The following is a 22,159-nucleotide window of genomic DNA, read 5'->3' as shown; positions in this document are numbered from 1 at the left end:
CGGCCTCAGACAAACCCACGCAGGGGCAGGCGCGAGCGCTGCAGCCAGTTGCCCGCCGCGTAGTGCGCGCGCCCATCGGTGGCGTGCAGCGTGTAGGCGTGACGGGACTGCGCTGAGCGGTTCGGCGCACTCCAGTGCGGCAGCAGGCCGTGGAAGGCCACCAGCGTGCCGGCCTCCACCTCCACCGGCACCGTGTCGGTGCCCGGCGCGCAGGCATCGGGCCAGGGCGTGCGGTCCAGCGTCACCATGCGGGTCAGTGGTCCGCCGGGCAACTGCTCGGCCTCGGGCACGCGCTCGAAGCGCTCGCGCAGCGGCGTGCGGTGGCCGCCGGGCTGCACCCACAGGCAGCCGTTGTCGCGCGTGGCCTCTTCCAGCGCGAACCAGAAGCCGGTGACGCTGGTGGGTGTGGTGTCCAGAAAGCTGGCGTCCTGGTGCCACTTCACCTCGCCGCCGATGCTCGGCTGCTTGAAGATGTACATCGACTGCCACAGCTGCGGCTGCTGCAGGCCCAGGTCGGCGGCCAGCGCCGCCAGATCGGCCCCGTGCGAAAAGGCGTCGAACACCGGGTCCAGGTCGTGCATCGCATGGCCGATCTTGTTGATCGACAGGCGCTGGTGCTGCTTCAGCCGGCCCTGTTCATCAAAGGCCTCTTCCTCGAAGAAGCACTCGATGCCTTCGGCCGAGGCCATGAACACATCGTCGCTGCTGCGCCGGGCCTGGTCCTGCGTGCTGAAGATGCTGCGGTGGCGCGCGGCGTCGAAGCCGTCGACGATCTGCAGCGCGCGCTCGCGCAGCGCGGCGATCTGGTCGGCGCGCCGGAAGCCGGGCAGCACGATGAAACCCTGGGTCTGGTACTGGTCTTGCTGGGCAGGGGTGAGCATCGGCCGATGATGCCATCGCATACCCTTGCCACACATGACACCGGGAGCCCGCCCCATGCTGATCCGCAACGCCACCCTGCCCGACGGCCGCACCGGCGTCGATGTGCTGGCCATCGATGGCCGCATCGCCGAGATCGGCCCTGGGCTGGTCGCCCCCACCGGCGCCGAGGTCATCGACGCCCAGGGCTGGCTGCTGAGCCCGCCCTTCGTCGACGCGCACTTCCACATGGACGCCACGCTCAGCTACGGCCTGCCGCGCGTCAACCGCAGCGGTACGCTGCTGGAGGGCATCGCGCTGTGGGGCGAGCTGAAGCCGCTGCTGACCCAGGAGGCGCTGGTCGAGCGCGCGCTGGCCTACTGCGACTGGGCGGTGGCCAAGGGCCTGCTGGCCATCCGCAGCCATGTGGACGTGTGCGACGACCGCCTGCTGGCCGTGGACGCGCTGCTGGAGGTGAAGAAGCGGGTGGCGCCCTACCTCGACCTGCAGTTGGTGGCCTTTCCGCAGGACGGCGTGCTGCGCAGCCCCAACGCGCTGGCCAACCTGAAGCGCGCGCTCGACAAGGGCGTGGACGTGGTCGGCGGCATCCCGCACTTCGAGCGGACCATGGCCGACGGGGCCGAGAGCGTGAAGATCCTGTGCGAGCTGGCCGCCGAGCGCGGCCTGCGCGTCGACATGCACTGCGACGAGAGCGACGACCCGCTGAGCCGCCACATCGAGACGCTGGCCTTCCACACCCAGCGCCTGGGCCTGCACGGCCGTGTCACCGGATCGCACCTGACGTCCATGCACTCGATGGACAACTACTACGTCAGCAAGCTGCTGCCCTTGATCGCCGAGGCCGGCGTGCATGCCGTGGCCAACCCGCTGATCAACATCACGCTGCAGGGCCGGCACGACAGCTACCCCAAGCGCCGCGGCATGACCCGCGTGCCCGAGCTGATGGCCGCCGGCGTCAACGTGGCCTTCGGCCACGACTGCGTGATGGACCCCTGGTACAGCCTGGGCTCGGGCGACATGCTGGAGGTGGCGGCGATGGGCATGCACGTGGCGCAGATGACCGGGCAGGACGCGATGCGTGCCTGCTTCGACGCCGTGACTGTGAACCCGGCGCGCGCGCTGGGCCTGGCCGGCCACGGGCTGGCCGTGGGCTGCGAGGCCAGCTTCGTGCTGCTGCAGGCGCGCTCGCCGGTGGAGGCGCTGCGCCTGCGCGCCACCCGCCTGGCCGTGGTGCGCCGCGGCCGCGTGCTGGCGCGCACCGCACCGGCCACCGCCACGCTGGATCTGCCGGGCCGGCCGGCGCAACTGGACTGGACCCTGGCACCGCGCTGAAAGGCGGCCCCACCCGGCCCCACCGCGTGCAGGTGCGCACGCCGCAGGCCCCCACGGCGCCAGGGGCCCTTGGCTAGAATGAATCGCACAGGGATGCCCGTCTTGCAGAACCAGAACACCGCGCCATGAAACTCATCGGATCACTCACCAGCCCCTACGTCCGCAAGGTGCGCGTCGTGATGGCCGAGAAGAAGCTCGACTACCAGTTGGTGCTCGAGGACGTGTGGGGCCAGGACGCCATCCTGAAGAGCAACCCGCTGGGCAAGGTGCCCTGCCTGATCATGGAAGGCGGCGAGGCGGTGTTCGACTCGCGCGTCATCGTCGAGTACGTGGACACCCTCAGCCCGGTGGGCAAGCTGATCCCGCCCAGCGGGCGCGAGCGCGTGGAAGTGCGCACCTGGGAAGCCCTGGCCGACGGCGTGTGCGATGCCGCCATCCTGGCCCGCATGGAGGCCACCTGGGGTCCGCGCGAGGGCGCACGCAGCCAGCCCTGGATCGACCGCCAGATGAGCCGCGTGCACAGCGCGCTGAAGGCCATGAGCCTGGGCCTGGGCGAGAAGCCCTGGTGCAGCGGCAACCACTTCACGCTGGCCGATGTGGCCGTGGGCGTGTCGCTGGCCTACCTCGACTTCCGCTTCGCCCACATCGACTGGCGCGGCGAGCACCCGAACCTGGCCAAGCTGGCCGCCAAGCTGGCCGCGCGGCAGAGCTTCATCGACACCGCGCCGCCCACGGCCTGATCCCACGCCGGGCCGCTGCGGCGCCCGGCCCTGCCGTTCACACCAGCTGCAGATCGCCCGCGCGCAGCGTCCACTGCACCTTGCGGTAGATGCGGCGCACGCTGGCGGCCAGGTCGCGTGCGCTGACGCCGGCCTCGCGGGCCAGCTCGCCCAGGCGGTGGCCCAGCGCCAGCCGGCGCAGCAGCAGGCCTTCGTCGCGGGTCAGCGCCAGCGGGTTGCTCAGTTCCTCGACACGCCAGGCCGTGTCGGACTGGCCGAAGTGATCCAGCAACCGCCGCGCCACCCAGGGCGCGATGTCGGCACCGCCGGCCAGCGTGTCCTGCACGGCGTCCCGCAGGGTCTGGGCATCGCACAGGCCGCCCAGGATGCTGTCGGCACCGGCCTGCAACACGTCCAGCAGCCGGGGGTCATCGTCGCGGCCGCTGGCCACCAGGGTCAGCACGCGGGCCTGCGCCGGCCGCAGCTGCAGCGTGCGCACCAGCTCATCCACCGGGCCATCGGCCAGCGTCGGCTCGGTCACCAGCAGCGTGGGGGCGCTGCGGCCCAGCGTCAGGCGCAGCTCGGCCACGGTATTCAGCGGTGCCAGCACCTGCCAGGGCCCGGCATCCTGCAATGCCGCAGCCCACAGTGCGCCGGTGTGGCCATCGCGCGTGGCCAGCATCAGGCTTGTCATGATCCCAACGAGGAAGGTTCTTGTTGGGATTCATTTTTAGCGAATATTGATGATGAAACGCCCCCGCAAGCCGGGGGAATCGGCGCTCAGGCGACCCGCGTTTTCCCCGAGACGGACGCCCTGGCGGCCGCGGGGGCGGCAACGGCCGGCGCACCGTCCAGCGGCTGAAAGCTGTGCGGCGAGGCCTGGTGCCAGTAGCGCTCGAACACGTGCAGCGGCCACGGCGCCTCGCCGCGCATGGCGGCCAGCAGCGCGCCAGGCCTGACGGTGGGCAGCACGGTCTCGAGCGAGCGCACCTGGTGGTCGGTGTTGCGGCGCATGATGTGCTGCGGCTGGATCTGGCCCGGGTGCGTCAGGCCGGCGGCCTGCACCAGCTCGCGCAGCGCCTCCAGCGTGTGGTGGTGGAAGCGCGCCACCCGCTCGATCTTGTCGGGCACCACCAGCGCACGGGCGCGGGCGTTGTCCTGGGTGGCCACGCCGGTGGGGCAGGCGCCGGTGTGGCAGTGCTGGGCCTGGATGCAGCCCAGCGCGAACATGAAGCCGCGCGCCGAGTTGCACCAGTCGGCCCCCAGGGCCATGGCGCGCGCGATGTCGAAGGCGCTGACGATCTTGCCCGAGCAGCCGATGCGGATGCGCTCGCGCAGGCCCAGACCCACCAGCGTGTTGTGCACCAGGCGCAGGCCCTCCTGCAGCGGTGCGCCCACGTGGTCGGTGAACTCCAGCGGCGCCGCGCCGGTGCCGCCCTCCGCGCCATCGACCACGATGAAGTCGGGCAGCAGCCCGGTCTCCAGCATGGCCTTGGCCAGCGCGAACCATTCCCAGGGGTGGCCGACGCAGAACTTGAAGCCCACTGGCTTGCCGCCCGACAGCGTGCGCAGCTGATCCAGGAAGCGCAGCATCTCCACCGGCGTGGTGAAGGCGCTGTGCGCGGCGGGCGACACGCAGTCCACGCCCTCGGGCACGCCGCGCGCGGCGGCGATCTCGGCCGTCACCTTCGGGCCGGGCAGCACGCCGCCATGGCCGGGCTTGGCGCCCTGGCTGAGCTTCAGCTCGATCAGCTTGACCTGCGGGTCGGCCGCGGTGACGGCGAAGGCCTCGGCGCTGAAGCGGCCGTCGGCCTGGCGGCAGCCGAAGTAGCCCGAGCCGATCTCCCACACCAGGTCACCGCCATGCACGCGGTGGTGGGCGCTGATCGAGCCCTCGCCGGTGTCGTGCATGAAGCCGCCCTTCTTGGCGCCGCCGTTCAACGCCAGGATGGCGTTGGCGCTGAGCGCACCGAAGCTCATCGCCGAGATGTTGAACAGGCTGGCCGAATAGGGCTGGGTGCAGCGGCCGCTGCCGGGCGGGCCGTCGGCGCTGCCGCCGATGGTGATGCGGAAGTCGGCGCTGGCGATCTGGCTGGGCATCATCGAGTGGTTGATCCACTCGAAGCCGTCGGCTTTCACGTCCAGCTGGGTGCCGAAGGGCCGCTTGTCGCTCTCGCCCTTGGCGCGCTGGTAGACCAGGCTGCGCTGCTGGCGCGAGAAGGGCACGGCGTCGCGGTCGCTGTCGATGAAGTACTGGCGGATCTCGGGCCGCACCCATTCGAGCAGGAAGCGCACATGCCCGATCAGCGGGTAGTTGCGCAGCAGCGCGTGGCGGGTCTGCAGCAGGTCGCGCAGGCCGATGGCCACACCCAGCGCACCCACGGCGGCCAGCCAGGCGGCGCGCGGATGCCCGTTCCACCAGGCCAGTGCACCGCCCACGGTGGCAGCCGCCGCCAGCGCCAGCGTGAGCAGGCGCACCGGAAAGAAGCGATCGAGCAACATCAGCCAGGCGGGCATCGCAGTCTCCTCGACGGCAGCGCGGCGGCGCCAGGATGGCACAGCCGGCACGGCGCCGCAGGCAAAGACAAGGCGCCAGCCCGCATTGCAGCGCGCACGGCACGGGGCCGATCGCCGGAATTGGACCGGTTTGGACTCGCTGATCCCCAGCATCGGGTGGCGCCTAAACGGCGAACGACCACTCCGCCCAGGCCGCGTGCTGCGGCCGCAGCGCCGCCGCGTGGCGTTGCTGCTGCGCCAGCACCCAGCGCCGGGCCAGCGGCAGCGGGCCGAAGCCCGCGGCCGTGTTGATGTGGCCGGCGTCCCCCAGGTTCAGGTGGTGGCAGCCCCAGCGCTGCGCCCAGCGCGCGGCGCTGGCGGCGCTCATCCACGGGTCGGTCTGGCTGGCCACCAGCAGGCCGGGCATGCGCAGGCGCCGCTGCGGCAGGGCCTCGGCCAGGCCGAACTTGGCGGGCTCGGCCGGCGCCACCAGCAGCACGGCGCGCACGTCCAGATCGGGCCGCTGCACCAGCGCCTGCACCGTGGCCAGGCAGCCGAAGCTGTGCGCCGCGATCAGCCAGGGCCCGCGCCCGGCGCGATCGAGGGTGCCCGCCACGCGCGCCGCCCAGCGCTCGAGGTCGGGCGTCTGCCAGTCGCGCTGCACTGCCCGCACGCTGCCGGGCACCTGGCCCTGCAGCCAGCTCTGCCAGTGCGCGGGGCCGCTGTCGTCCAGGCCGGGCACGATGGCCAGCCGGAGATCCACAACGTTGCTCATGTGGTGGTCGGCCCGGTGCGTCAGAGCGCCGCGATCGAGACCTCGGTGGACTTCACCAGCGCCACCACCTCCTTGCCGGGCGCCAGGCCCAGGTCCTTGACCGAGCGGGTGGTGATGACCGAGGTGACGATCAGGCCCTGCGGCGTCTCCACATCGACCTCGCTGACCACGGGGCCCTCGATGATTTCCTTGACGCGGCCGCGGAACTGGTTGCGCACGTTGATGGCGGTGATGGTCATGTCCGAACTCCCTGAGGGATGAAAAGGTGGCCTCACTCTAGGCAGCCACCGCGCCGCGCACAAAGAAGCTTTGCGCGGCTGCTTGCGCGCCCGGCGCATGAGGCGGCCCGCGCATAAGCAAGCACGAAACGCTGCGTTCACGCCGGGCGGCCGGCTGGCCACGATGCGCTCATCTCGAATGACCTCGGAGCGTCCCATGCCCCCGCACCCCATCACCCGCCGCCACGCCCTGGGCCTGGCCGGCGCCGCCAGCGCCGCCTTGCTGACCTCCCCCCCGCTGCGCGCCCAGGCACCCAAGGTGCTGCGCATCGGCGTGGCCACCGGCGGCGTGGGCACACCGCCGCGCACCGGCAGTTCCACCATCGGCCTGGTCAATGCCCAGGGCCTGCTGGAGAAGGCCTTCGAGCGCGACGGCATCCGCGTCGACTGGATCTTCTTCAAAGGCGCCGGCCCGGCCGTCAACGAGGCCCTGGTGAACCGCCAGCTCGACCTGGCCTGGCAGGGCGACCTGCCCTCGATCGTGCACCGCGCCGGGGGCGTGAAGACGCGCATCGTCGCGGCCAGCGGCGTGCGCAACGGCCTGTACCTGGGCGTGCCCACCGGCAGCGCGGTGCAACGCCTGGAAGACCTGCGCGGCAAGCGCGTGGCGGTGTTCAAGGGCACCAACCTGCACCTGGCGGCCGTGCGCGCGCTGGCCGCCCACGGCCTGAAGGAGAGCGACCTCAAGCTCATCAACCTCGACCCGGCCGCGGCCCAGGCTGCGCTGACCACGCGCGACATCGACGCCGCCTTCAGCTATGTCGATCTGTTCGCGCTGCGCGACAAGGGCGTGGCCCAGGTGGTGTGGTCGGCCGCGCGCGACTCCTACCGCTACACGCGCCAGACGGTGCTGCTGGCCACCGACGACTTCGCCCAGGCCCAGCCGGCGCTGGTGCAGCGCGTGGTCGACACCGTGGTCAGCACCGCCCGCACCTACAGCGACGAGGCGCGCCGCGCCGACCTGTTCGCCGAATGGGGCAAGACCGAGTACGCCGACAAGGTGTGGCGCGAGGACTTCATCGGGCAGCCGCTGCGCGTGCGCCTGTCGCCGCTGCTCGATCCCTTCCTCGTCGCGCGCTACGAGGACGGCGCCGACGAGGCCCACCGCCTGAAGCTGATCCGCAGCCGGCCCGAGATCCGCAGCTGGTTCGACCGCAGCTTCCTGAACCAGGCGCTGAAGACGCAGAAGCTCGAAGGCTATTGGCCCGAGTACGCGGCCGATGGCGAGCAGGTGGGCAGCAAGCTCGCCGCGGCGCGCTGAGCGGGAGACGCACGATGTCCACCCCTCTCAGTCTCGGACTGACGGCCACCTCGCCGCCCTGGCGCGCGCCGGCCTGGATCGTGCAGCCGCTGCTGGGCTGGCTGCTGCCGCTGGCCCTGCTGGCGCTGTGGGCCCTGGCCGCGCAGCGCGCATGGATTGCGCCGCAGGTGCTGCCCTCACCGGCGGCGGTGGCCGCGGCGCTGCACGAGGCCGTGGCCAGCGGTGAGCTCTGGGCCCATCTGCAGATCAGCGTGCTGCGCGTGCTGGGCGGCTTCGGCCTGGGCCTGGGCGGCGGCCTGCTGCTGGGCACGGCCATGGGCCTGTCGCCCACCGTCGAGGACTACCTGCATCCGCTGTTCAAGGCCTTCAGCCAGGTGCCGGTGCTGGGCTGGCTGCCGCTGCTGATGCTGCTGGTGGGCATCGACGAGGCGCTGAAGATCATCCTCATCGCCAAGGCCGCGCTGGTGCCGGTGACGCTGAACACGCTGCACGGCATCCGCAACGTGCCCACGCGGCTGATCGAGGTGGCCCGGGTGTTCGGCTTCACGCGCTGGCAGCTGCTGCGCCGCGTGGTGTTTCCGGCCGCCATTGCGCCGGTGTGGAACGGCGTGCGCTATGGCCTCACCCACGCCTGGCTGGCCCTGGTGGTGGTGGAGCTGCTGGCCTCCAGCGAGGGGCTGGGTTTCATGATCGTCTACGGCCGCCAGCTCTTCCAGCTGGACGTGGTGATGGCCGCGGTGGCCGTGGTGGGCGCGGCCGGCTACCTGCTCGACCGGGGCCTGGCCGCGGTGGAAGTGCGCCTGCTGCGCTGGCGCAAGGAGGCGTTCTGATGGCCGCGCCGTTCAAGCCCCTGTCGGCCATTGCGCGGCCCCTGCGCGGCTGGGTGCTGCCGGCGGCACTGGTGGCGCTGTGGTGGCTGGCGGCACGCCAGGGCTGGAGCGCGTCGCCGCTGCTGGTGTCGCCCGAGGCCGTGCTGGCCACCGGCTGGCAGCAACTGGCCAGTGGCCAGCTGGCGCATGCGCTGGCCGCCAGCCTGTGGCGCGATCTGCTGGGCTTTGCCATCGGCGCCAGCGGCGGGCTGGCCTTTGGCGCCGCGCTGGGCGCCTCACGCTGGGCGGCCCGTCTGCTGGGGCCCAGCTTCCACACGCTCAAGCAGATCTCGCTGTTCGCGTGGATTCCGCTGCTGTCGGTGTGGTTCGGCCTGGGCAATGCGGCCAAGGTGGCCTTCCTGTCGCTGGCGGCCTTCTTCCCGGTGGCGCTGAACACGCTGGAAGGCATCCGCAGCGTGCCGGCCGAGCTGCTGGAGGTGGCCCGCGTGCTGCGCCTGACGCGCTGGCAGCGCTGGCGCCGCATGATCCTGCCGGCCGCCAGCCCGTCGATCTTCGCGGGCATCCACCTCGGGCTGATCTATGCCTGGCTGGCCACGCTGGGCGCCGAGTACCTGCTGGTGGCAGGGCCGGGCATCGGCAACCTGCTGATCGACGGCCGCGAGCACTTCCGCATGGACCAGGTGCTGCTGGGCGTGGCCGTGGTGGGCGCGGTGGGCTTCGCACTGAACTGGCTGGCCAGCCGGCTGGAGGCGCGGGCCCTGGCCTGGCGCGGCCGCTCGGTGGCCGGCTACTGACACCGCACACGAACACCCCACACCCCGAAAGGAACCGCCATGGCCGACGCCGGCACGCTGGAGATCCAGCACCTGAGCAAGCAGTACACCGTGAAGGGCGAGCCCCTGCCGGTGCTGCAGGACATCCACCTCACCATCCAACCGGGCGAGTTCGTCAGCATCGTGGGCGCCAGCGGCTGCGGCAAGAGCACGCTGCTGCGCCTGGTGGTGGGCCTGGAGGAGGGCTACGCGGGCGAGCTGCGCCTGGACGGCCGGCGCATCGCCGGCACCCACCTGGACCGCGGCATCGTGTTCCAGGAGCACCGGCTGTTCCCCTGGCTCAACGTCGAGCAGAACATCGCGCTGGGCCTGCTGAATGCCGGGCTGCCGGCCGCCGACAAGGCGCGCTCGGTGGCCGAGCACATCGCGCTGGTGGGCCTGCAGGGCTTCGAGAGCGCCTACCCGCACCAGCTGTCGGGCGGCATGAGCCAGCGCGTGGCCATCGCCCGCGCCCTGGTCAACCGGCCGCGCGTGCTGCTGCTCGACGAGCCCTTCGGCGCGCTGGACGCGCTCACCCGCAGCCACCTGCAGCACGAGCTGGCGCGCATCGTGGCCGCCGAGGGCATCACCGCCATCCTGGTCACGCACGACGTGGAGGAGGCCGTATTCCTGGGCGACCGCGTGGTGGTGATGGCGCCGCGCCCAGGGCGCATCCGCCGCATCGTGCCGGTGGACCTGCCGCGCCCGCGCGACCGCGCCAGCGCCGCCTTCGCCCGCCTGAAGGACGACGTGCTGGGCGAGTTCAGCGGCCATGTGCCCGAGGCGCTGGCGCCCGTGCACCTGCGTTCGCCCGAATCCACCGCCGCATCCACCTCCGCGCCGGCCACCGGCTGGCGCTTCGCCATCTGACCCATCCCACCCCAACCCAAGGAGCAACCCTGCCATGAGCACATCCCGACGCCAGCTGCGCCTGGGCGCCTTCCTGATGGCCACCGGCCACCATGTGGCGGCCTGGCGCCACCCCGGCTCGGTGCCCGATGCCGGCATCAACATCGACCACTATGTGGCGCTGGCCCGCACCGCCGAGCGCGGCCTGTTCGACCAGGTCTTCGTGGCCGATTCGCCGGGCGTCTGGCACAAGGGGGATGAAGAATCCTTCCGCCGCCAGGGCCGCGTCTCGCACTTTGAGCCGGTGACGCTGTGGGCCGCGCTGTCGCAGGTGACGAAGCACATCGGCTTCGTGGCCACCGCCAGCACCACCTACGAAGACCCTTACCTGCTGGCGCGCAAGTTCGCCAGCCTGGACCACCTCAGCCAGGGCCGCGCGGCCTGGAACGTGGTGACCACCAGCGCCGACAACGTGCACGGCAACTTCGGCCTGGCCGCCCATCCCGACCCCTCCACGCGCTACCAGCGCGCCCACGAGTTCGTCGACGTGGTCAAGGGCCTGTGGGACAGCTGGGACGACGACGCCTTCCTGCGCGACCCGGCCTCGGGCGTGTACTTTGACCCCGCCAAGGTGCATGCGCTCAACCATGTCGGCCGCTTCTTCCAGGTCAAGGGCCCGCTGAACATCGAGCGGCCGCCGCAGGGCCATCCGGTGATCGTGCAGGCCGGCTCGTCGGAGGACGGCAAGGAGCTGGCCGCTGCCAGCGCCGAGGCCATCTTCACCGCCTGGACCAGCCTGGCCGAGGCCCAGGCCTTCTATGCCGATGTGAAGGGCCGCCTGCCCAAGCACGGCCGCCGGCCCGAGCAACTGCTGGTGCTGCCCGGCATCTTTCCGGTGATCGGCGCCACACAGGCCGAGGCCGAGCGCAAGTGGCAGGCGCTGCAGGACCTGATCCACCCCAGCGTGGGCCTGAACACGCTGGCACCGTTCTGGCCGCTGGAAGACCTGCGCAAGTTCGACCTGGACGCCCGCCCGCCCTACTACCCCGAGCTGACGCCCGGCGTGAACAGCCGCGCCCATGTGGTGATCCAGCTGGCCCGGCGCGAGGGCTACACCGTGCGCCAGCTGTACCAGTACCTGGCCGGCGCACGCGGCCACTGGGTGGTGCGCGGCACGCCGCAGACGATTGCCGACCGCATGCAGGAATGGTTCGAGAACGGCGCCGCCGACGGATTCAACGTCATGCCGCCGGTGCTGCCGCTGGGCCTGGACGAGTTCGTCGACCAGGTCGTGCCCGAGCTGCAGCGCCGCGGGCTGTTCCGCACCGCCTACGAGGGCCGCACGCTGCGCGAGAACCTGGGCCTGGCGCGCCCCGAGAGCCGCTACGTCACAACTTCCCCCACCGCCGCGCACGCGGCCTGATCCACCCTGAAGGACACCTTGCCATGACGACACTCACCGCTGCCCCGACCGCTCTGCCCAACGCCACCCTCGACATCACGCCGCTGGCCGGCCGCATCGGCGCCGAGGTGCGCGGCCTGCGCCTGTCGGGCGCGCTGGCGCCCGACACCTTTGCCGCGCTGAAGGCCGCACTGCTGCGCCACAAGGTGCTGTTCCTGCGCGGCCAGCAGCACCTGGACGACGCCAGCCACCAGGCCTTCGCCCGGCTGTTCGGCGAACTGGTGGCCCACCCCACCGTGCCCAGCAAGGACGGCACGCAGATCCTGGAGCTGGATTCGCAGCACGGCGGCCGCGCCAACAGCTGGCACACCGACGTGACCTTCGAGGCCGCCTACCCGCAGGTGGCGGTGCTGCGCGGCGTGGTGATTCCGCCCTCGGGCGGCGACACGGTGTGGGCCAACACCGCCGCGGCCTACGAGGAACTGCCGCCGGCGCTGAAGGCCCTGGCCGACAGCCTGTGGGCCCTGCACGGCAACGATTACGACTACGCCGCCACCCGCGTGGAGCCCGACGACGCTGGCCGCCAGAAGTACCGCGAAGTCTTCACCCGCCGCCTGATCCGCACCGAGCATCCGCTGGTGCGCGTGCACCCCGAGACCGGTGAACGCACGCTGGTGCTGGGCCACTTCGTGCAGCGCTTCGTGGGCCACAACACGCAGGACAGCCAGGCGTTGTTCACCATCTTCCAGAACCACATCACGCGGCTGGAAAACACCGTGCGCTGGCGTTGGAGCGCGGGCGACGTAGCCATCTGGGACAACCGCGCCACGCAGCACTACGCCATCAACGACTACGGCAGCGCCCACCGCGTGGTGCGCCGTGTCACCGTGCACGGCGATGTGCCGGTGTCGGTGACCGGCGAGCGCAGCCGCCCCGTCACCGGGGCGCAGGCCTGACCCAGGCGCCGGTCAGACCGAGATCAGACCGAAAAGCGCGCCGCGTGCAGCGGCGTGTGCCCGCGCAGCGGGAGCACGTGGCGGCGCGGCGCGTGCTCCACCAGACCGGCCAGGGCGCGATCCAGCCGCGCCAGCAGTTCGGCAGCGGGCGCATGGCCCAGCCCAGGCTGGGGCAGCAGCTGACCATCGACGGCATACACCGCATCGGCGATGTGGCGCGCGCCCAGGGCCGCCAGCACGGGCTTCAACGCATAGTCCAGCGCCAGCAGATGGCCGGCGCTGCCCCCGGTGGCCAGCGGCAGCACGCTCTTGCCGCGCAAGCCGTCCTGCGGCAACAGGTCGAGAAAGGCCTTCAGCAAGCCGCTGTAGGCCGCCTTGTAGATCGGCGTGGCCACCAGCACCACGTCGGCGGCCAACACCTGCTCGATCGCGGCGGCCAGGGCCGGGTGGCGCACATCGGCGGCCAGCAGTGCGCCGGGCGGCAGATCGCGCACGGCGATCTCGTGCAGGGAACTGGCCTGGTCACCCAGGCGCTGCAACGCCAGGCGCAGCAGGCTGGCAGACCGCGAGGTGGCAGACGGGCTGCCGAGAAGGCTGACGACATGCATGAAACAAAGCTCCTTGGAGGGCGGGAAGGCAAAGCAGCCATGCTGCCCAGCGCCCCCGCCGGGGCGAACGAAGCTTTGCGTGCATGCATATCGGGCCGCTGCATGAGGCTGCAGCGGCCCGGATCACAAGGGCGTCAACCGCATTGCCCGACGTAGCCGCACGCCGTGCAGAACTCGCAACCGTCCTTGTGGATCAGCGTGTGGTTGCCGCACTCGGGACAGGCCTTGCCGGCCATCGGCGCCACGCCGCCCGTGGCGGCCTCGCCCGCAGCGGCAGCAGCCACCGCCTCGGCGCGCCCGGCCGGTGCGGCCAGGATGCCCATGGCCTGCACCGGCTGGCCTTGCTCGTCCAGCACGCCCAGCATGGCGTAGCGGTGGATCACCAGGCGGGCGATGTAGGCCACGGTGCTGGGCCAGGTCTGCTGCCGGCGCTCACCGGGCACGCGGGCCATGAAGTGGCCCAGCGGCTCGCCCAGGTTCAGCAGCTTGCGCAGCTTCATGCCGATCCAGGCCGGATCGACCACGCGCATGTCGAGTGACAGCAGGCGCGCCAGGCCATCGTAGGCCTTGGGGTAGTTGCCCGAGAAACCGATGGCGCACGGGCGGTTGACCGTGGCGCCATCCGGGCCGGGCAGCGCCACTTCCTTCAGCGTGAGGGTGAAGTGCTCACCGGTGGCCGGGTTGTCGATGTCCACGGCCCAGGCCAGCGTGCCGTCGGGGCCGGTGCGCGGCTCGTCGCGGCTGAACATGGCGTCGACCACCGGCGTCGGGCCGCCCTCGCCCAGCGCGCCCAGCTGCTCGCAGCGCCAGCGGATGACGGCCGCGGTGGCCGCCACCACGCCGGGGTACAGGCGCTTCTCGCCGCTGGGCGGCGAGGGCATCTCGAAGGCGCGCTCCTCGGCCACGGTGGCCAGCGCGTCGAGCTTCAGGCGCAGCCAGGCGGCGTCGTTGGTGCGCAGGTCCATCGACAGGGTCTTGGCCAGTGCGCCCACGCCGCGCGGCTGCTCGGCGCCGTTGACCCACACCTCGAACGGCAGGTTGCGGCCGAACAGGCCGCCATCGGGGCCGGCCTCGGCCGGCATCTCGCCGATGAACAGCGCGAAATCACCGTGCGGGTGCTGGATCAGGTAGCTCCAGGCGGTGTTGCCGCCGGGCAGCTCGGGCCGGCCGGGCCAGCGCAGGCTGGCCAGCACCGGCGCCGGCAGGCGCTCGACGCGCAGGCGCTGGTTGGCGCCGTCCAGGCCGGCCGGCGTGGCCACGGCCATCGGCGCCGCCGGGTTGGGCTGCGCAGCCGGGGCAGCCACCGGGGCCGGGGCCGGCGTGTCCACGCTCAGCACCGAGCCCAGCACGCTGTTGGGCCGGTAGGTGGCCAGGCCCTTGAGCCCCTGTGCCCAGGCCTGCAGGTACAGGCCCTGGAAGTCTTCGTACGGGTAGTCGGCCGGCACGTTGACCGTCTTGCTGATCGACGTGTCGATGTAGGGCGCCACCGCGGCCACCATGCTGGCATGGGCCTCGGCGCTCATCTCCAGCGCGGTGACGAAGGCCTCGGTCAGCGGCGCGTCGGCGCCCTTCAGGTGGCGGTACAGGCGCCAGGCGTGGTCTTCGACGCTGTACTGCTTGAAGCTGCCGTCGGCCTCGCGCTTCTTGCGGTTGTAGCTCCAGCTGAAGGCCGGCTCGATGCCGTTGCTGGCGTTGTCGGCAAAGGCCAGGCTGATGGTGCCGGTGGGCGCGATCGACAGCAGGTGGCTGTTGCGCAGGCCCTGGGCGCGGATCTTGTCCTTGATGGGCTGCGGCAGGCGCGAGGCAAAGCTGCCCGCCTGGCTGCCCGACTTCGATCCGCCGGCGCGGCCCGACAGGTACAGATCGGCATTGAACAGCGGGAAGGCGCCACGCTCGGTGGCCAGGTCGGCGCTGGCCGAATAGGCGGCGTCGCGCATCACGGCCGAGATGTGGCGCGCCATGTCGCGCGCGGCCTCCGTGTCGTAGCGCAGGCCCAGCATCACCAGCGCATCGCCCAGGCCGGTGAAGCCCAGGCCCACGCGGCGCTTGTTGCGCGCTTCTTCATGCTGCTGCGGCAGCGGCCAGACGGTGACGTCGAGCACGTTGTCCAGCATGCGCGTGGCCACGGCGCACACCTCGCTGAAGCCCGCGTCGTCGAAGCTGGCATCGGCTTCGAACGGGCGCTGCACGAAGTGCGTCAGATCGACGCTGCCCAGGCAGCAGCAGCCGTAGGGCGGAAGTGGCTGTTCAGCGCACGGGTTGGTCGCCGCGATCGTCTCGCAGTAGCCCAGGTTGTTGTCGATGTTGATGCGGTCGAGGAACAGCACGCCGGGTTCGGCATGGTCATAGGTGCTGCGCATGATCTGGTCCCACAGCACGCGGGCCTTCACGCGGCGGTAGACCCACAGGCCGTCGGCACGCTGGTGCGCGCCCTCGGCCTTGATCTTCGGGCCGGGCTCGGCCTTGTGCACCAGTTCGACGTCCTCGTCGGACTGCACCGCAGCCATGAAGGCATCGGTGACGCCGACCGAGATGTTGAAGTTGCGCAGGTCGCCCTTGTCCTTGGCGTGGATGAAGGCCTCCACGTCGGGGTGGTCGCAGCGCAGCACGGCCATTTGCGCGCCGCGGCGTGCGCCGGCCGATTCCACCGTCTCGCAGCTGCGGTCGAACACGCGCATGTAGCTCACCGGGCCCGAGGCGCTGCTCTGCGTGGGCGCCACCCAGGCGCCCGACGGGCGGATGCGCGAGAAGTCGTAGCCCACGCCGCCGCCGCGGCGCATGGTCTCGGCGGCCTCGGTCAGCGCGGTGTAGATGCCGGGGAAGCCCTCTTCGGCCACGGCGATCGAATCACCCACCGGCTGCACGAAGCAGTTGATCAGCGTGGCCGCCAGGCTGGTGCCGGCGGCCGAGTTGATGCGCCCGGCCGGCACGAAGCCGCGACGCTGGGCGTCGAGGAAGCGCTGCTCCCACAGCGCGCGCTGCTCGGGTGCCTCGGCCTGGGCCAGGGCGCGGGCCACGCGCTGGCGCACCTCGTCGAGCGTGCGCTCGTCGCCCTTGGCGTATTTCTCGGCCAGCACCTCGGCGCTGATGGGCTGCGGCGGCAGCGTGGCGCGGCTGGGCGGCGTGGCAGCGGGGGCGACGGCCGGCGCAGCGGCCGGGCTGGCCGGGGCGACCGCCTCGGCGGCATCGGGGAACAGGGCGGGCTGGGTCATGGCGGAATTCGGGCTGGGTGGGCTCGGCGAACGCAAGCTCTGAAGGGGGCGCAATGTACAGCGGGAATGGCGCCCGGTGGCAGGACAGCGCATGCTGCCGTGCAGCACCGGGCAGCCCCACGACCGGGGTCAAGAAACCGCGTGGCCGGTGCGGTGCAGCCCCGGCCGCGCGGCCCGGCCATCGGGCGGACCGCCTGGCAATTTATACAGTAATCTCCACGCTCCAACGGCTTCACCCCCATGCGCCCGGCACGGTCTTGACGTGGCCCAAGAATCCTCTTCCGTCCTCGACAGGCTGAACCCCGAGCAGCGGGCCGCCGTGATGCACCGCGGCGGCCCGCTGCTGGTGCTGGCCGGCGCCGGCACCGGCAAGACGCTGACGCTGGCCGCCCGCGTGGCCCAGCGCGTGCTGGACGGCGCCGACCCGAACCGCCTGCTGCTGCTGACCTTCTCGCGCCGCGCCGCACACGAGCTGAGCCACCGCGCCGGCCGCCAGGTGCAGCAGGCGCTGGGCCTGCGCAGCACCGACGGCGCGGCACCGCTGCTGCCCTGGGCCGGCACCTTCCACGCAATCGCCGCGCGGCTGCTGCGCGAGCTGGCGCCGCGCATCGGCCTGAACGCCAGCTTCACCATCGTCGACCGCGCCGATGCCGAGAGCCTGATGGGCCTGTCGCGCGAGCGCCTGGGGCTGGCCAATGCCAACGTCGGCGGCCAGGCGGCCGACAGCTCGCGCGGCGGCCGGCGCTTTCCGCTGGCGTCCACCTGCCTGGCCATCCATTCGCGCTGCATGAACACCCAGGCGCCGCTGGGCCAGGTGCTGGCCACGCAATACCCCTGGTGCCTGGACGCGCACGACGCGCTCACGCAGCTGTTCCGCGCCTATGCCGAGGACAAGCACGCCCAGGCCACGCTGGACTACGACGACCTGCTGCTGGCCTGGCAGCGCCTGCTGGCCGAGCCCGCGCTGGCCGCGCACCTGCGCGCGCGCTTCGACGAGGTGTTCGTCGACGAGTACCAGGACACCAACCGCCTGCAGGCCGCCATCCTGCGCGGGCTGAAGCCCGATGGCGCCGGCCTGACCGTGGTGGGCGACGACGCGCAGAGCATCTACGCCTTCCGCGGTGCCGAGGTGGGCAACATCCTGGGCTTTGCGCAACAGTTCGCGCCGCTGGCCACCGTGGTGCCGCTGCAGCGCAACTACCGCAGCACGCAGCCCATCCTGGACTGCGCCAATGCCGTGATCGCCGAGGCGCCCGGCCATCCCGACAAGCGCCTGCACACCGACCGCACCGAGGCCGCCCGCCCGCAGCTGGTGACCGTGGCCGACGAGCTCGACCAGGCCCGCCAAGTGGCCGACCAGGCCCTGGCCTGGCGCGAGGAAGGCCTGCGGCTGAAGCAGCAGGCGGTACTGTTTCGCACCGCCACGCACAGCGCGGCGCTGGAGTTCGAGCTGGCGCGGCGCAACATCCCGTTCGTGAAGTTCGGCGGGCTGAAATTCCTGGAGGCCGCGCACATCAAGGACCTGCTGTCGGTGCTGCGCTGGGCGCACAACCCGCGCGCGCGCCTGGCCGGCTGGCGCGTGGTGCAGCGCGTGCCGGGCATCGGCGCGGTCAGCGCCCGGCGCCTGCTGGATGCGATGGACGCCTCGCCCGAGCCGCTGGCCGCGCTGCAGGCCTGGCAACCGCCGCCGGCCGCACGCGCCGAGTGGGCAGCGCTGGCGCGGCTGATGGCGGGCCTGGCGCAGCCCGATTCGCCCTGGCCCGGCGAGCTGACGACCGTGCGCGACTGGCTGGCCCCGCACCTGGAACGCCTGTACCCCGAGGACCACACGCTGCGCCTGGCCGACCTGGACCAACTGCAGGCCCTGGCCGCCGCCAGCCGCCACCGCGAGCGCTTCCTCACCGAGCTGACGCTGGACCCGCCCGAGGCCACCAGCGACGAATCGGGCGTGCCGCTGCGCGACGAGGACTACCTGATCCTCAGCACGCTGCACTCGGCCAAGGGCCAGGAATGGAGCGCGGTGCAGATCCTCAACGTGGTCGATGGCTGCCTGCCGTCCGACCTGTCCACCGGCTCGGCCGGCGAGATCGAGGAGGAGCGCCGCCTGCTCTACGTGGGCATCACCCGCGCCCGTCAGCAGCTGCGGCTGATGGCGCCGCTGCGCTTCCATGTCACGCAGCAGCACCGCCATGGCGACCGGCACCTGTACGGCAACGTCTCGCGCTTCATCACCCGGCGCGTGATGGCCACGCTGGACAAGCGCGTCCCCGCCCTGGCGCCGGCCGCCGGTGCGGCAGACGCGGCACTGGCCGACCTGCCCGAGGTGACGCTGGACCTGGGCGCGGCGCTGCGCAACACTTGGTCGTGAGCGCCCGCAGGCCACGGCCGGCACCGCCCGTGCCGGGATACCCACATCGGTACACTGCCGCGCCATCATGAGCCTGCACACCCTCTTCCCGCTCGGCTGGGCGCACTACCTGGCCGGCGGCCTGCTGATCGGCGCCGGCGTGGCGCTGCTGTTCGTGCTCACCGGCCGCATCGGCGGCATGAGCACGGTGTTCTCGTCGAGCTGGTCGTATCTGCTGAATCAGCCCTTCTTCCGCCAGCCCCGCTTCGTCGACAGCCGCGCCTGGCGCCTGGTCTATGCCGCCGGCCTGGTGCTGGGCGCTGCGCTGTGGTGGCGCTGGCTGGGCCCCACCGAGGCGCTGGGCACCACGCTGCCGGCCTGGCAGCTGCTGCTGGGCGGGCTGCTGGTGGGCTTTGGCGCGCGCCTGTCCAACGGCTGCACCTCGGGCCATGGCATCTGCGGCCTGGGCTCGCTGCAGCTGCCCTCGCTGGTGGCGGTGCTGACCTTCATGGCCACCGGCTTCGCCACCGCCCACCTCGTGCTGTGGTGGACGGGAGGCGTGCGATGAGCGGCAGCGCCGACCACATGAACGGCCCGCGCCTGTTGGCGGTGCTGGCCGCTGGCGTGCTGTTCGGCTTCGGCCTGGCGCTGGCCACGATGATCCGGCCCGAGGTGGTGCTGTCCTTCCTGCAGTGGCGCGACTGGGGGCTGATGCTGGTGATGGGCGGCGCCATGGGCCTGACGCTGCTGGCCTACCGCTTCGCGCCGCGCATCCGGCGCGCGCCGCTGCTGGGCGGCCAATTCGGCCACCATGTGGCCACGCTGGACCGCGACACGGTGCTGGGCGCGGCGATCTTCGGTATCGGCTGGGGCCTGTGCGGCGTGTGTCCGGGGCCGGCGATCGCCGGGCTGGGCGCCGGCAACCTGTCGCTGCTGTGGGCGCTGGCGGGCATCGCCATCGGCGCCGGGCTGCACGGCGTGTGGATGGACCGGCGCCGGCCCTGAGCGGCGGCTGTAGGCGCCACCCCAGCGCCGCGTCACGCAACCGACGGCGGCTGGCGCCGCCGGCCGGCACACTGCCGGCCATGACCGATACCGCACTCGCCTCTCACCTCTTCGACGCCGCGATCGCGCTGACGCCCGCCGGCAACGCCGCCCCGAACGACTTCCACGGCGCCACCCATCCGGCCTGGCAGAACATGGTGGGGCCGTTCGGTGGCATCACCGCCGCCACCGCGCTGAACGCCGTGCTGCAGCACCCGCGCCTGCTGGGCGAGCCGGTGTCGCTGACGGTGAACTACGCCGCCGCTACCGCCGACGGCCCGTTCACCGCCACCGCACGGCCGGTGCGCACCAACCGCAGCACCCAGCACTGGATCGTCGAGATCACGCAGCCCGACGCCGAGGGCCAGCCGCAGGTGTGCACCACGGCCACGGTGTTCACCGCGCTGCGGCGCGAGACCTTCAGCGCCACCGACATGCCGATGCCCGCCGTGCCGGCGCCCACCGACGTGGCGCGCCAGCCGCTGCCGCCCGGTGTGGCCGAATGGCTGCACCGCTACGAGCTGCGGCCGGTGTCGGGCGGCATCCCGATGCGCTGGGAAGGCCAGGCCAGCGCGCACAGCCAGACCCGGCTGTGGCTGCGCGACGACCCGCCGCGCGCGCTGGACTTCGCCTCACTGGCCGCCATGAGCGACATCTTCTTCCCGCGCATCTGGCTGCGCCGCGCACGGCGCGTGCCGGTGGGCACGGTGTCGATGACCGTGTACTTCCACGCCGACGGCGCCATGCTGGCCGCCACCGGCCGCGGCCACCTGCTGGGCCAGGCGCAGGCCCAGGCCTTCCACCACGGCTATTTCGACCAGACCGGGCAGCTGTGGAACGAGGCCGGGCAGTTGCTAGCCACGACGCACCAGGTCGTGTACTTCAAAGAGTAAATGGGGCACCCGGCCTCGCGGGTACGCGAGGCCACCCGCCGGGCGGGTTGGCGGGCCGGCTTGGGAGCGGCCCGGCGCTCGGCCCGCTCAGTTCTTGCCCAGCTCGGTGATCAGCCGCGTCACCAGGTACAGCCGCGGCACGATCTGGTCGATCTGGATGTACTCGTCCTTGGCGTGGTAGCCCCAGCCGGGCAGGCCCAGGCTTTCCAGCACCACGGCCTTGCCCGAGCGGTTGGCGAAGCCGGCGTCGGTGCCGCCGCCGGTGAGCGGGTGGATGCCCAGCGGCTTGCCGTCGCCCAGTTCGGCGGCGATGGCGCGGGCGCGCTCGGCCAGCGCCTGGGTGCGCGGCCCGCCGACGAAGGGTGGGCGACCCACACGCAGCGCCACGCTCACCTCGGTGTCGGGCACGCGCTGGCCTTCGGCCACCTTGGCCTGCACCGCCGCCAGCAGCTTCTCGGCGGCGTCGGGGCGGGTCAGGCGCACGTCGGCGCCAGCTTCGGCGCTGTCGGGAATCTGGTTGCGCACGTTGCCCGACTTCATCGTCGTCCAGTTCAGCTGCGCGCCGGGGATGCCCTTGGCGATGTCGGCCGTGGCCAGCATCTGGTGCGACAGCTCCAGCGCCGCGTTGCGGCCCAGCTGCGGCGCGGCGCCGGCGTGCGAGGCGCGGCCCTTCACCTTCATCAGGATCTCGCCCACGCCGGCGGCCGCCAGCAGCACACCCGGGTCTTGCGCGGTGGTGGGCTCGAAGGACAGCACCACGTCGTGCTGGTCGGCCAGCGCGGCGATGGCCTCGCCCGAGCCCGGCGAGCCCGATTCCTCGTCGCCGTTGAACAGCACGGTGATCTGGGCATAGTCCTTCCAGCCCTGAGCGCGCAGGATCTCCAGGCCGTGCAGGATCATCGCCACGCCGCCCTTGTCGTCGGCGATGCCGGGGCCGTAGAGGCGGCCGTTCTCTTCCTTGATCGGCGACTTGGTGAGCTCACCGGGCCAGTAGATGGTGTCCAGGTGCGCCATCAGCATCAGCTTGCGCTGGCCGGTGCCGGTGAAGCGCGCGCTCAGCAACTCGCTGTGGCCAGCCGTGGCCGGCTTGCGCTCGACCTGGCCGCCCAGGGCCCTCAGGCGCTTCTCGGCATAGTCGGTCATGCGCGCCAGGCCGGGCGCGTCCATCGTGCCCGACTCGATGGCCACCATCTCGCGCAGCGTCTGCATCACGGCCGGCTGGGCGCCGCGGGCGGCGGCCAGCAAGGCCGCATCGGGCGCGGCCTGGGCGGCCGGCAGGGCCAGCGCCGACCAGGCGGCCAGGGCCACCAGCGTCCGGCGCGCCAGGTGCGCCGGGCGGCTGCCGGTGAAGCGGGATGGGGTGCGGGTCGGCGTACGGGTCATGGGATCTCCAGCGGGTCGATGGTTCAGTGTCGCGCCAGCGCCGGCGCGGCGCCTTAGGGCCTTGCCCCGAGTGACGCAAAGGC

20 protein-coding genes are annotated in these 22,159 nt (G+C 72.1%); 12 read left to right on the top strand and 8 right to left on the bottom strand.

The features are described 5' to 3' along the window. Positions 1-5: 5 nt before the first annotated feature. Positions 6-881: a phytanoyl-CoA dioxygenase family protein gene (locus tag AACH10_RS05905; protein WP_341409442.1), complete on the bottom strand. Its 876-nt coding sequence runs from the start codon at positions 879-881 to the stop codon at positions 6-8. Between the two features lie 55 nt (positions 882-936). Here AACH10_RS05905 and AACH10_RS05900 point away from each other — a divergent pair, with 55 nt between their 5' ends. Both AACH10_RS05900 and AACH10_RS05895 read left to right on the top strand, forming a co-directional pair. Further along, a complete protein-coding gene (locus AACH10_RS05900; RefSeq protein ID WP_341409441.1) occupies positions 937-2,211 on the top strand; it encodes an amidohydrolase family protein in 1,275 nt (424 codons plus the stop codon). A 125-nt stretch (positions 2,212-2,336) separates the two neighbouring features. After that, positions 2,337-2,951 (top strand): glutathione S-transferase family protein, encoded by a 615-nt coding sequence (locus tag AACH10_RS05895; protein WP_341409440.1) that lies wholly within the window; start codon positions 2,337-2,339, stop codon positions 2,949-2,951. 37 nt (positions 2,952-2,988) lie between these two features. Here AACH10_RS05895 and AACH10_RS05890 read toward each other — a convergent pair whose 3' ends face one another. The 4 genes from AACH10_RS05890 to AACH10_RS05875 form a co-directional block, all read right to left on the bottom strand. Continuing rightward, positions 2,989-3,624, bottom strand: coding sequence for a hypothetical protein (locus AACH10_RS05890; RefSeq protein WP_341409439.1), 636 nt, complete (start codon positions 3,622-3,624; stop codon positions 2,989-2,991). Between the two features lie 86 nt (positions 3,625-3,710). Beyond that, positions 3,711-5,447, bottom strand: coding sequence for an FMN-binding glutamate synthase family protein (locus tag AACH10_RS05885; protein WP_341409438.1), 1,737 nt, complete (start codon positions 5,445-5,447; stop codon positions 3,711-3,713). Positions 5,448-5,610: 163 nt separating this feature from the next. After that, on the bottom strand, positions 5,611-6,201 hold the full coding sequence (locus AACH10_RS05880; protein ID WP_341409437.1) for an RBBP9/YdeN family alpha/beta hydrolase: 591 nt from the start codon (positions 6,199-6,201) through the stop codon (positions 5,611-5,613). A gap of 20 nt (positions 6,202-6,221) precedes the next feature. Then, complete coding sequence (locus AACH10_RS05875) at positions 6,222-6,440, bottom strand: TOBE domain-containing protein (protein WP_341409436.1); 219 nt, start codon at positions 6,438-6,440, stop codon at positions 6,222-6,224. Between the two features lie 196 nt (positions 6,441-6,636). On the opposite strand from AACH10_RS05875, the gene AACH10_RS05870 reads away from it, so the two are divergent. From AACH10_RS05870 to AACH10_RS05845, 6 genes are read left to right on the top strand one after another with little or no spacing between them, the layout of a single operon-like run. Next, positions 6,637-7,740, top strand: a complete 1,104-nt coding sequence (locus AACH10_RS05870) for an ABC transporter substrate-binding protein (RefSeq protein ID WP_341409435.1) — start codon at positions 6,637-6,639, stop codon at positions 7,738-7,740. Between the two features lie 14 nt (positions 7,741-7,754). Next, on the top strand, positions 7,755-8,570 hold the full coding sequence (locus AACH10_RS05865; protein WP_341409434.1) for an ABC transporter permease: 816 nt from the start codon (positions 7,755-7,757) through the stop codon (positions 8,568-8,570). Continuing rightward, on the top strand, positions 8,570-9,364 hold the full coding sequence (locus AACH10_RS05860) for an ABC transporter permease (protein WP_341409433.1): 795 nt from the start codon (positions 8,570-8,572) through the stop codon (positions 9,362-9,364). The genes AACH10_RS05865 and AACH10_RS05860 overlap by 1 nt, the downstream gene beginning before the upstream one ends. 39 nt (positions 9,365-9,403) lie before the next feature. After that, positions 9,404-10,252 (top strand): ABC transporter ATP-binding protein, encoded by an 849-nt coding sequence (locus AACH10_RS05855; RefSeq protein ID WP_341409432.1) that lies wholly within the window; start codon positions 9,404-9,406, stop codon positions 10,250-10,252. A 34-nt stretch (positions 10,253-10,286) separates the two neighbouring features. Next, complete coding sequence (locus AACH10_RS05850; RefSeq protein ID WP_341409431.1) at positions 10,287-11,654, top strand: LLM class flavin-dependent oxidoreductase; 1,368 nt, start codon at positions 10,287-10,289, stop codon at positions 11,652-11,654. 23 nt (positions 11,655-11,677) lie between these two features. Next, positions 11,678-12,589 (top strand): TauD/TfdA dioxygenase family protein, encoded by a 912-nt coding sequence (locus AACH10_RS05845; protein WP_341409430.1) that lies wholly within the window; start codon positions 11,678-11,680, stop codon positions 12,587-12,589. A gap of 23 nt (positions 12,590-12,612) precedes the next feature. On the opposite strand, the gene ssuE is transcribed toward AACH10_RS05845, so the two are convergent. Both ssuE and AACH10_RS05835 read right to left on the bottom strand, forming a co-directional pair. After that, positions 12,613-13,197, bottom strand: coding sequence for an NADPH-dependent FMN reductase (gene ssuE / locus AACH10_RS05840; RefSeq protein WP_341409429.1), 585 nt, complete (start codon positions 13,195-13,197; stop codon positions 12,613-12,615). A gap of 134 nt (positions 13,198-13,331) precedes the next feature. Further along, a complete protein-coding gene (locus AACH10_RS05835) occupies positions 13,332-16,409 on the bottom strand; it encodes an adenosylcobalamin-dependent ribonucleoside-diphosphate reductase (protein ID WP_341409428.1) in 3,078 nt (1,025 codons plus the stop codon). A gap of 262 nt (positions 16,410-16,671) precedes the next feature. On the opposite strand from AACH10_RS05835, the gene AACH10_RS05830 reads away from it, so the two are divergent. The 4 genes from AACH10_RS05830 to AACH10_RS05815 all read left to right on the top strand — a co-directional run bounded on the left by AACH10_RS05830 (position 16,672) and on the right by AACH10_RS05815 (position 20,693). Continuing rightward, on the top strand, positions 16,672-18,777 hold the full coding sequence (locus AACH10_RS05830) for an ATP-dependent helicase (RefSeq protein ID WP_341409427.1): 2,106 nt from the start codon (positions 16,672-16,674) through the stop codon (positions 18,775-18,777). Between the two features lie 67 nt (positions 18,778-18,844). After that, positions 18,845-19,324, top strand: a complete 480-nt coding sequence (locus AACH10_RS05825) for a YeeE/YedE family protein (RefSeq protein ID WP_341409426.1) — start codon at positions 18,845-18,847, stop codon at positions 19,322-19,324. Continuing rightward, positions 19,321-19,761, top strand: a complete 441-nt coding sequence (locus tag AACH10_RS05820; RefSeq protein ID WP_341409425.1) for a DUF6691 family protein — start codon at positions 19,321-19,323, stop codon at positions 19,759-19,761. The genes AACH10_RS05825 and AACH10_RS05820 overlap by 4 nt, the downstream gene beginning before the upstream one ends. Positions 19,762-19,841: 80 nt before the next feature. Beyond that, positions 19,842-20,693, top strand: a complete 852-nt coding sequence (locus AACH10_RS05815) for an acyl-CoA thioesterase (RefSeq protein ID WP_341409424.1) — start codon at positions 19,842-19,844, stop codon at positions 20,691-20,693. 87 nt (positions 20,694-20,780) lie between these two features. Here AACH10_RS05815 and AACH10_RS05810 read toward each other — a convergent pair whose 3' ends face one another. Then, entirely contained in the window at positions 20,781-22,076 is a 1,296-nt protein-coding gene (locus AACH10_RS05810; protein ID WP_341409423.1) for a glutamate carboxypeptidase, read from the bottom strand. Between the last annotated feature and the right edge of the window lie 83 nt (positions 22,077-22,159).

The organism is Pseudaquabacterium inlustre (genome assembly GCF_038066595.1).
GTDB lineage: Bacteria > Pseudomonadota > Gammaproteobacteria > Burkholderiales > Burkholderiaceae_C > Pseudaquabacterium > Pseudaquabacterium inlustre.
The sequence above is the reverse complement of the archived record's forward strand: the minus strand, read 5'-3'. Positions and strand labels throughout refer to the sequence as shown.

What these genes read in the sequence shown, in the direction of transcription:
- AACH10_RS05905 (WP_341409442.1), bottom strand. Translation starts at nt 881, where the DNA reads ATGCTCACCCCTGCCCAGCAAGACCAGTACCAGACCCAGGGTTTCATC.
- AACH10_RS05900 (WP_341409441.1), top strand. Translation starts at nt 937, where the DNA reads ATGCTGATCCGCAACGCCACCCTGCCCGACGGCCGCACCGGCGTCGAT.
- AACH10_RS05895 (WP_341409440.1), top strand. Translation starts at nt 2,337, where the DNA reads ATGAAACTCATCGGATCACTCACCAGCCCCTACGTCCGCAAGGTGCGC.
- AACH10_RS05890 (WP_341409439.1), bottom strand. Translation starts at nt 3,624, where the DNA reads ATGACAAGCCTGATGCTGGCCACGCGCGATGGCCACACCGGCGCACTG.
- AACH10_RS05885 (WP_341409438.1), bottom strand. Translation starts at nt 5,447, where the DNA reads ATGCCCGCCTGGCTGATGTTGCTCGATCGCTTCTTTCCGGTGCGCCTG.
- AACH10_RS05880 (WP_341409437.1), bottom strand. Translation starts at nt 6,201, where the DNA reads ATGAGCAACGTTGTGGATCTCCGGCTGGCCATCGTGCCCGGCCTGGAC.
- AACH10_RS05875 (WP_341409436.1), bottom strand. Translation starts at nt 6,440, where the DNA reads ATGACCATCACCGCCATCAACGTGCGCAACCAGTTCCGCGGCCGCGTC.
- AACH10_RS05870 (WP_341409435.1), top strand. Translation starts at nt 6,637, where the DNA reads ATGCCCCCGCACCCCATCACCCGCCGCCACGCCCTGGGCCTGGCCGGC.
- AACH10_RS05865 (WP_341409434.1), top strand. Translation starts at nt 7,755, where the DNA reads ATGTCCACCCCTCTCAGTCTCGGACTGACGGCCACCTCGCCGCCCTGG.
- AACH10_RS05860 (WP_341409433.1), top strand. Translation starts at nt 8,570, where the DNA reads ATGGCCGCGCCGTTCAAGCCCCTGTCGGCCATTGCGCGGCCCCTGCGC.
- AACH10_RS05855 (WP_341409432.1), top strand. Translation starts at nt 9,404, where the DNA reads ATGGCCGACGCCGGCACGCTGGAGATCCAGCACCTGAGCAAGCAGTAC.
- AACH10_RS05850 (WP_341409431.1), top strand. Translation starts at nt 10,287, where the DNA reads ATGAGCACATCCCGACGCCAGCTGCGCCTGGGCGCCTTCCTGATGGCC.
- AACH10_RS05845 (WP_341409430.1), top strand. Translation starts at nt 11,678, where the DNA reads ATGACGACACTCACCGCTGCCCCGACCGCTCTGCCCAACGCCACCCTC.
- ssuE (WP_341409429.1), bottom strand. Translation starts at nt 13,197, where the DNA reads ATGCATGTCGTCAGCCTTCTCGGCAGCCCGTCTGCCACCTCGCGGTCT.
- AACH10_RS05835 (WP_341409428.1), bottom strand. Translation starts at nt 16,409, where the DNA reads ATGACCCAGCCCGCCCTGTTCCCCGATGCCGCCGAGGCGGTCGCCCCG.
- AACH10_RS05825 (WP_341409426.1), top strand. Translation starts at nt 18,845, where the DNA reads ATGAGCCTGCACACCCTCTTCCCGCTCGGCTGGGCGCACTACCTGGCC.
- AACH10_RS05820 (WP_341409425.1), top strand. Translation starts at nt 19,321, where the DNA reads ATGAGCGGCAGCGCCGACCACATGAACGGCCCGCGCCTGTTGGCGGTG.
- AACH10_RS05815 (WP_341409424.1), top strand. Translation starts at nt 19,842, where the DNA reads ATGACCGATACCGCACTCGCCTCTCACCTCTTCGACGCCGCGATCGCG.
- AACH10_RS05810 (WP_341409423.1), bottom strand. Translation starts at nt 22,076, where the DNA reads ATGACCCGTACGCCGACCCGCACCCCATCCCGCTTCACCGGCAGCCGC.